Source organism: Actibacterium sp. (assembly GCF_041584535.1).
In the GTDB taxonomy this organism is placed as follows: domain Bacteria; phylum Pseudomonadota; class Alphaproteobacteria; order Rhodobacterales; family Rhodobacteraceae; genus Actibacterium_D.
Genome location: NZ_JBFHDW010000153.1, coordinates 1 through 6,512, shown reverse-complemented (window position 1 = coordinate 6,512; position 6,512 = coordinate 1). Strand labels below are relative to the sequence as shown.

The window sequence follows — 6,512 nt, the reverse complement described above, 5'->3', positions numbered from 1 at the left end:
CTTTGCCCTGTTCCGGTTCGCAGTGATCTTCGTCGGCATCGCCGAACGCGCCGCCGCCGGTGTCGCCTCGGGCGAGAACGCCGCCGATCTTGAACCTCTGGCGCTGCGGTTTGCGATCCGGGGGCTGGAAATCCTCGACCGGGCCGAGGGCTAGCAGCGCGGGCAGGTTCGCTGCCGGTTTGCACCGATCTGTGCGCAAAAAAAGCGGCGGGGATGGCCCCGCCGCCTGATCTTTTCGTGGGTCCCGTAGGATCAGTTCATCATGTTCGGCAGGAACAGGATCAGATCGGGGAACAGGATGATGACCGAGATGATGAAGACTTCTCCGATCAGGAACGGCATCACCCCCCGGAACACGCTTTCCAGCGGAATGTCGGGCCGGATGCCATTCACGACATAACAGTTCAGGCCGACCGGCGGGGTCACGACGCCAATCTCGATCAGCTTGACCAGCAGGATGCCGAACCAGATCGGGTCATACCCAAGGCCGACGATGGCCGGGTAAACCACCGGCAGGGTCAGCATCATCATGCCCAGACCATCAAGGATCATCCCCATCAGCAGATACATGACGATGATGCCGAGCAGAATAACCCAGCGCGGCACATCAAGGCTGATGACGGCGTCGGTGACGGCTGCGGGCAGGCCGGTAAAGGCAAGGAAGCGGACAAAGATCATCACGCCCCAGATCACCATAAAGATCATGGCTGTGGTGCGAATGGTATCCAGCAAGCCACTGCCAAAGTTCTTGAGGGACATCTTCTTGAACAGCGCCATCCCCAGAATGATCGCGGTGGCGACACCGGCTGATTCCGTCGGGGTCATCCAGCCGAAATAGATACCGCCAAGGATCACGCCGACCACGGCGAACACGCCGGACACGCCGGGCAAAGCCGCCAGTTTTTCACGCAGCGAGGTGCGGGGTTCGATCGGGGCGAGGTTGGGATTGATGGTCACAACGATCCAGATGACAGCCACATAGACCAGCATCGACAGCAGGCCGGGGATCATGCCGGCCAGCAGAAGCTGCGCCACCGATTGCTCGACGATGATCCCATAGATCACAAGGATCGCCGAGGGCGGGATCAGCGCGGCCAGTGTGCCGCCCACGGCGATAACGCCAGCGGCAAGGGTCTTGTCATAGCCACGCGCCTCCATTTCCGGCAGGGCAAGGCGGGTGAACACGGCGGTGCTGGCGGTGCTGGCACCTGAGACAGCGGCGAAACCGGCGCTGGCGAAGATGGTCGCGGTCGCAAGGCCGCCGGGCGCCCGGCCCACCCATTTACGCGCAGCGTCATAGGCCGAGGTCGTGTTGCCCGCGTGCCTGGCCAGAAAGCCGATGGCGATGAACAGCGGCAGCACGCTCAGCGAATAATGTGCCGAATTGGCGAAAGGAATGATGCCCGACAGACCAATGCCAACCGTGGCTCCGCGCAGCGCGATCAGGCCGCAAATTCCGGTAAACGCCGAGGCAAACGCCACCGGCACACCGAGAACGACAAGCAGGATCAGGACGCCGATCCCAAGCATTCCGAGAGTAAGAGGATCCATGAGTCTGCCTTTATTCGTAAGGATTGGTTTCGATGGGATCATCGAACGCATGCGCGAAGATGGCGGATCCCGTCGTCGGCTGCGCCATCAGCCGCAGCGCTTCGATCAGTTGCAGGGTCATTCGGATAAACAGCAGCCCCAGCGCGGCGGTCACGATGAAAATGCCGATCCACAGGGGCAGGCCCAGTTCCGGCGTATCCCCGCCGTTGCGCCACGCGCGCAGAAAATTCGCATAGCTGCCCTTGGTCAGAACCGCGACGACGAAACAGCCAATCGAAAGGGCGAATGCTTCGGAAAGCCATTTGCCGCGCCCGCTCAGACGGTTGCTGAGAAGGGTCATGCGGACATTGCCAAAATGGCTTTGGCAATACGAAATCCCCAGCGCCACGACCACGGCCATGAACTGTTCGACAACGTCGATATTGCCGCGCAGGGGATGATTGAATCCGGTGCGGCCGATGACTTCGGCACAGACCACACACATCATCAGCATGGCCACGCATCCGGCGATCAAAGCGAAATATTTTTCGATCGGCGAAAGAATATTGTCGACTGTGGAGATGAAGCTTTTCACGAGGAGCCCTCACTTTCAGTGGCTGGCGGGCCGAGACCCGCCAGCATTGCGTATGGGTCTGTCCGTTACTTGGCCGCAGCTTGCGCAGCGGTCGACAGGATCAGATCAAGCAGCTCTTGGCCGGGCAGGTTCTGCGCGTTGGCATTGTCCACCCATTCCTGCCAGCTCGGGGCCACGGCCTGTTGCAGCGCGGTGCGGATCTCGTCGGTGATCGGAATGCGCTTCAGGCCACGCTCTTCGAACTGCTTTTCGCTGTCCGCGTCGATCTCGGCATATTTCGCGATCTGATACTCGTAGGCATGCGGGATCGCCTCGTCGATCAAGGCCTTATACTGATCGGGCAGGGCATTATACGCATCCGTATTGGCCGCGACGTTGCACTGAACCGTGCCCAGACCCCAGTGATCGGTCACCCAGTCCGACAGCTCGTGAAAGCGGTAGGCGGTGAACGCATAGGTGTAGGGGTAAACGATGCCGTCCACGGCGCCACGTTCCAGAGTGGTGTAAAGGTCGGGGGCCGGAACGGTGCTGGGGATGGCGCCGATGGCCTGCATCAGGGCCGCGTGGCCGCCAGAAGCCGTCAGGCGTTTGCCTTCCCAGTCACCCAGACCGGCCGGCACGTCGCCTTTACCCATGATCTCGTAGTTCGGCATCAGCGCCGACATCAGCGGGGTGGCGTTCCACTTGGCCCATTCCGCCTTGACGGACGGGTGCTGCATGTACGTGCCATAGACTTCGGCCTGCGCTTCGAACGAAGGCAGCGGCAGGAATGCAAGGTTCAGGCCGGTTGTGGCCGGGGTTTTGTCGGGGTGGTAGAACGAACAGATCGTCGCCATTTCAAAGGCGCCCAGCTGAAGGCCGTCGATGTTTTCCTTGGGGTCCGACAGAACGCCACCGTATTGCAGCGACAGTTCAAAGTTGCCGTCGGTCTTGGCAGCCAGATATTCGGCCAGACCTTCAACACCTTCGGTAAAGCCGCGGCGGGCGCCCCAGAGCGACACCAGCCATTTGACCTTGGGGCCGTCGACTTCGGCGGCCTGAGCGGCGGTGCCCGAAACGGTCAGCGCGGCGGTCGACAGCAGACCCGCCATCAGCGTGCTTGCGGTCAGCGCGGTGAGAGTTTTCTTCAAGTGCATATTTTCTCCTCCCTGAGAGAAATACCGGCGTCGGTCCGGCATGCGTGGAGTGAAGCTGACACGCGGTCAGCGGTTGGTGAAAACGGGTTTCCGTTTCTCGGAAAACGCGTTCATTCCCTCTCGCCGGTCGTCGGTGGCGAAGGTGGAATACATAAGCCGGCGCTCGACATAGATGCCTTCGGCCAGATGGGTCTCGTAAGCCTGGTTCACGGCTTCTTTGGCCAGCATCAGGATCGGGCGCGACGAGGCGGCGATGCTTTTGGCCAGATCAATGGCGTCGGTCAGATAGGTCTTGGCCGAAGACAGGCGGCTGATCAGCCCGTGCTGCATGGCCTCTTGCGCATCCATGACCCGGCCGGACAGGATCATGTCCATCGCGATGGCCTTGCCGACGATCTTGGTCAGGCGCTGGGTGCCGCCCGCGCCGGGGATCACACCGATCCGGCTTTCGGGCAGGCTGAACCGGGCGGTTTCCGAGGCCACGATGATGTCGCACATCAGTGCCAACTCGCATCCGCCACCGGCGGCATGACCGGACACGGCAGCGACCAGAGGCTTGCGGCAGGATGCGGCACGTTCCCAGGTTTTGGTGATGAAGTGCTCGTTGAAGACGTCCGAGAACGTCTTGTCCTTGATTTCCTTGATGTCGGCGCCCGCGGCAAAGGCGCGGTCGCTGCCGGTCAGAACGATGACGCTGATCGTGTCGTCGTCTTCAAAAGCGTTCAGCGCCTGTCCCAGCTCAGTTGTGATTTGGGTGTTCAGCGCATTCAGCGCTTGGGGGCGGTTCAGCCGAATGATGCCAACGGGGCCGTCGGTCGAGGCAAGGATGGTTTCATAAGTCATGGTTTTCTGCTCCGACATCACGCGATCTGAATGACGACTTTTCCAAGCCGATCAGGTGCGCCAAGACGGTCAAGCGCCTCGGCGGCCCGGCTGAGGGGGAAGATTTCGTCGATGGGTGGGGTAAAGCCGCCCGCCTCGAACGCCGCGATAAGCTGGCGGAACTCGGCCATGCTGCCCATGGTCGAGCCATGAACCGAAAGCTGGCGGATGAACATGCGCTGCAAGTCGGCGCTGGGCGCGCTGCCGGTGGTGGCGCCGCAGGTCACAACCGCGCCGCCCCGGCGCAAGCTGCGAAGGGACTGGTCCCAGGTCGCCGCGCCGACATTATCAACAACAAGATCAACGCCCTCGCCGCCGGTCAGGGCCAAAACGGCCTTGCTGACCGGGCCAGCGGCATAATCGACCGCCTCGAACCCTTGCGCGCGGAAATGCGCCAGTTTGGTCGCGCCGGTGGTGGTCACGATCACCCGTGCGCCAGCCATGCGCGCCAGTTGCGCGGCCGCATAGGACACGCCGCCACCAGCGCCTTGCACCAGCACCTGCGCGCCGGGGGCGATCGGGGTTTTGCCGAAAACCATGCGCCAAGCGGTCAGATATGCGACGCCCACGGTCGCGGCCGCCGCGGCATCGGTGTCCGGCGACAGCGGCAAAAGCGAAACTTCGGGAGCGGCGATATACTGGGCAATAGTGCCGTCACGATGTTCGCCGAAAATACGCGCCGAGGTGCAAAGCGGCTGATCGCCTGCAAGGCAATACCGGCAGGTGCCGCAGAATTCATAGGGATACAGGATCACGCGGTCGCCCACAGCGAAGGCCGAGCCTTCGGGCGCCTCGGCCACCTCGCCAACGCCATCGACGCCCATGATCTGGGGCAGGCTGTGGGTAATGCCCGCGCCATTGTCGCGCATGTAGAGATCGACCCGGTTCACCGAAGCCGCCAGCATCCGCACCAGCACCTGCTCCGGGGCCAGAGCCGGCCGGGGTGTTTCACAAACTTCCGCTCCCTCCGGGCCGCGGGTCTTTAATACCAATGCGTGCATGTGGTCTCCTCCCGCATTTATGTAAACATATTATCATTTAATCGACAACATGTTTTCATAACCACACCCATGCGTGGTTGACCTAGTTGACAAAGACAACCATCTAATTTTCCCTATTAAAATGGATAAACCTGCATCTTTTGCTGGATAATTCATTAGAAAATCTGACTGATCGCAGTAAATCTTCTCTTGCCAGACGGGATTAAATGACAATATATTTACTTAATATCCAGATGGGAGGACGCTATGGGTTTGGACCTGGAAACACGATCGCAGCTGATTGACGTGATTCGCAGATTTGTTGATGAGCGCCTGATTCCGGCCGAGCCGGAAGTAGCCGAGAGCGACGCCATACCGGCAGAGATCGTCGAAGAGATGAAGGAACTGGGTCTGTTCGGCCTGTCGATTCCCGAAGCTTACGGCGGCCTTGGTCTGAACGTCGAAGAAGAGGCGCTGCTGGTATTCGAGCTTGGCCGCGCTGCGCCGGCCTTTCGGTCGATGTTCGCAACCAATGTCGGCATCGGCTCGCAAGGGATCGTGATCGACGGCACGCCCGAGCAAAAAGAGAAATACCTCAGCCGTCTTGCCTCGGGCGAGCTGATCGGGTCGTTCGCGCTGACCGAGCCGGATGTGGGTTCGGACGCGGGTTCGGTTCGCACCACCGCGCGCCGCGACGGCGATAGCTATATTCTAAACGGCACCAAACGCTTTATCACCAACGCCCCGCATGCCGGGCTGTTCACCGTAATGGCGCGCACCAATTCTGACGTCAAAGGCGCCGGCGGTGTATCGGCCTTTGCGGTCGAAGCCGGTGTGCCCGGCCTGTCTACCGGCAAGCCGGAAAAGAAAATGGGCCAGCAGGGGGCGCATGTATGTGACGTGATTTTTGAGGATTGCCGCATCCCGGCGGACGCTTTGATCGGCGGGGTCGAGGGCATGGGCTTTAAGACCGCGATGAAGGTTCTGGATAAGGGCCGCCTGCATATCGCCGCCGCTTGCGTGGGTCTGGCCGAGCGGATCATCGACGACATGATGGACTATGCGGTCACTCGCAAACAGTTCGGTCGCCCGATTGCCGACTTTCAGGCTTTGCAGGTGATGTTCGCCGATTCCAAGGCCGACGCCTATGCGGCGCGGTGCATGGTTCTGGATGCGGCGCAGCGGCGCGATTTGGGTCAGGACGTCAGCGTTGAGGCCTCTTGCGCCAAGATGTTCGCCTCGGAAATGGTGGGCCGCGTGGCCGATCGCAACGTGCAGGTGCATGGCGGCAACGGCTATATCCGCGAATATCGCGCCGAACAGCTGTTCCGCGACGCGCGCCTGTTCCGCATTTACGAGGGCACGACGCAAATTCAGCAGGGCATCATT

General features: G+C 60.9%; 6 protein-coding genes. 1 reads left to right on the top strand and 5 read right to left on the bottom strand.

Annotated elements, in window-relative coordinates; all coding sequences use genetic code 11:
* Nucleotides 1–252: 252 nt before the first annotated feature.
* The 5 genes from ABYW26_RS08825 to ABYW26_RS08805 all read right to left on the bottom strand — a co-directional run bounded on the left by ABYW26_RS08825 (nt 253) and on the right by ABYW26_RS08805 (nt 5,144).
* Nucleotides 253–1,551, bottom strand: coding sequence for a TRAP transporter large permease (locus ABYW26_RS08825; RefSeq protein WP_372604415.1), 1,299 nt, complete (start codon nt 1,549–1,551; stop codon nt 253–255).
* A gap of 10 nt (nt 1,552–1,561) precedes the next feature.
* Nucleotides 1,562–2,044 carry a TRAP transporter small permease gene (locus ABYW26_RS08820; protein WP_372604414.1) on the bottom strand — a complete coding sequence of 161 codons (483 nt, stop codon included), beginning with the start codon at nt 2,042–2,044 and terminating at the stop codon, nt 1,562–1,564.
* Between the two features lie 146 nt (nt 2,045–2,190).
* Entirely contained in the window at nt 2,191–3,261 is a 1,071-nt protein-coding gene (dctP, locus tag ABYW26_RS08815) for a TRAP transporter substrate-binding protein DctP (protein ID WP_372604413.1), read from the bottom strand.
* Nucleotides 3,262–3,327: 66 nt separating this feature from the next.
* Nucleotides 3,328–4,104, bottom strand: coding sequence for an enoyl-CoA hydratase-related protein (locus tag ABYW26_RS08810; protein ID WP_372604412.1), 777 nt, complete (start codon nt 4,102–4,104; stop codon nt 3,328–3,330).
* Nucleotides 4,105–4,121: 17 nt separating this feature from the next.
* Complete coding sequence (locus ABYW26_RS08805) at nt 4,122–5,144, bottom strand: zinc-binding dehydrogenase (protein ID WP_372604411.1); 1,023 nt, start codon at nt 5,142–5,144, stop codon at nt 4,122–4,124.
* Nucleotides 5,145–5,390: 246 nt separating this feature from the next.
* Between ABYW26_RS08805 and ABYW26_RS08800 the strand changes: the two genes are divergently transcribed.
* Nucleotides 5,391–6,512 (top strand): acyl-CoA dehydrogenase family protein (locus ABYW26_RS08800; protein WP_372604409.1); only part of this gene is annotated, 1,122 nt, incomplete at its 3' end.

Excerpts from the sequence above, each read along its gene's own strand:
- ABYW26_RS08810 (WP_372604412.1), bottom strand. The coding sequence starts at position 4,104 with ATGACTTATGAAACCATCCTTGCCTCGACCGACGGCCCCGTTGGCATC.
- ABYW26_RS08805 (WP_372604411.1), bottom strand. The coding sequence starts at position 5,144 with ATGCACGCATTGGTATTAAAGACCCGCGGCCCGGAGGGAGCGGAAGTT.
- ABYW26_RS08820 (WP_372604414.1), bottom strand. The coding sequence starts at position 2,044 with ATGCTGATGATGTGTGTGGTCTGTGCCGAAGTCATCGGCCGCACCGGA.
- dctP (WP_372604413.1), bottom strand. The coding sequence starts at position 3,261 with ATGCACTTGAAGAAAACTCTCACCGCGCTGACCGCAAGCACGCTGATG.
- ABYW26_RS08825 (WP_372604415.1), bottom strand. The coding sequence starts at position 1,551 with ATGGATCCTCTTACTCTCGGAATGCTTGGGATCGGCGTCCTGATCCTG.